This is a genomic window from Bradyrhizobium sp. WSM1743 (assembly GCF_000473065.1).
Taxonomy (GTDB): domain Bacteria; phylum Pseudomonadota; class Alphaproteobacteria; order Rhizobiales; family Xanthobacteraceae; genus Bradyrhizobium.
Genome location: NZ_AXAZ01000153.1, coordinates 1 through 1,590, shown reverse-complemented (window position 1 = coordinate 1,590; position 1,590 = coordinate 1). Strand labels below are relative to the sequence as shown.

Sequence of the window (1,590 nt, the reverse complement as noted above, 5' to 3'; positions counted from 1 at the left end):
TGAGCGACCCGAGACATAGGTGACACTTCGTACCGGACACATGGGTTACACTTTCCGCTTTTGTTCTGCGGGAGGTGTGGATGCCGTGGAGAGCGAGTTCGGTGATGGAAGAGCGCCTGCGTTTTGTCGCCCGGCTTCTGGATGGGGAAGCCATGACAGAGGTCTGCCGGGAGTTCGGCATATCCCGCAAGACCGGTTACAAGATTTTCGCTCGCTACAAGGCACACGGGCTTGAGGCGCTGAGCGACCGCTCCAGACGCCCGATACGCTATGCCAACCAGTTGCCGGCTCAGATCGAGACCCTGATTGTCCAGCTCAAAGCCGAGAAGCCGCATTGGGGTGCGCGCAAGATCCGCGAGCTCCTGGTGAGGCGGCTCGACGGCGATGTCCGCGTGCCGGCCAAAAGCACAATTCATGCGGTGCTCGATCGCCACGGCCTGGTCAAACGCGGCGGCGGGCCGCGCCACCGCGCGCACGGCACGCTCCTGTCACAAGGGGTGGCCCCCAATGATCTGTGGTGCGCCGACTTCAAGGGCGAGTTCAAGCTCGGGAATGGCCGCTACTGCTTTCCCTTGACGGTCAGCGATCATGCCTCGCGCTTCCTGTTGCTTTGCGAGGCGCTCGATTCGACCCGCGAAGACCCTGCAATTACCGCCTTCGAGCGCCTGTTCCGCGAACGCGGGCTGCCGCGTGCCATTCGCTCTGACAATGGCGTCCCCTTTGCCAGTCCCAATGCCCTGTTCAATCTGTCGAAGCTTTCGGTCTGGTGGCTCAGGCTCGGCATCGCGATCGAGCGCATCAAGCCAGGTCATCCGCAACAGAACGGCCGCCACGAGCGCATGCATCTGACCCTCAAGAAAGAGGCAACCCGCCCGCCAGGCTTCAACAGCCTGCAACAACAGGAACGCTTCGAGGCCTTCCTGCGCGAGTTCAACACTGAGCGCCCGCATGAGGCGCTCAACATGAAGTGCCCCGCCGAGCTCTACACAGCCTCACCGCGTCCCTATAGCGGTCTGCCGGACCTGACCTATCCCTTCCACGATCGCGACGTACTCGTCACCAATTGCGGGCGCCTCTGCCTGCATCGCAAGAAGATCAACATCTCTGTCGTGCTGGCCGGTCAAAAGCTTGGAATCAAAGAGGTCGATGAGGGCATTTGGCTCGTCAGCTTCATGCACTATGATCTCGGATATTTCGACCTCGAGCAGAAGACCTTGCAACCCCTCGACAACCCATTCGGCCCGAACCCCGTCACCCATGTCTCAGGTACAACCTCGGCACTCTGACCGAGACGCGCTTTTCTGCATGCTTGGCATGATAGCCAGTTGCTTGGCCGCGCTGAGCGGTCACCCCCCGAAGCCCGTAGGGGCGCGGCTTTTGCCGCGCGGGGTTGACGGCGAAAGCGCGGACCGAGCAATAATGGCCATGCCATGAATGCGTCACGCCGTAACGCACCAAATCGATGCGTTCGGCGTCAGCTTAGATCGACCCTGGAGTAAATGACCTTGCAACCCCTCGACAACCCGTTCGGCACGAGGTTGCCACCCATGTCTTAGGTACGATCTGTGACCAATGTCTCCGGTCTGGACA

At 60.8% G+C, this 1,590-nt stretch carries 1 protein-coding gene; it reads left to right on the top strand.

The window, feature by feature from the left end:
* The first annotated feature begins 80 nt into the window (after window positions 1–80).
* Window positions 81–1,286, top strand: a complete 1,206-nt coding sequence (locus YU9_RS0138250) for an integrase core domain-containing protein (RefSeq protein WP_027577395.1) — start codon at window positions 81–83, stop codon at window positions 1,284–1,286.
* Window positions 1,287–1,590: the final 304 nt, after the last annotated feature.

Bases quoted from the DNA above. Each gene is read 5' to 3' on its own strand.
- YU9_RS0138250 (WP_027577395.1), top strand. From the start codon at position 81: ATGCCGTGGAGAGCGAGTTCGGTGATGGAAGAGCGCCTGCGTTTTGTC.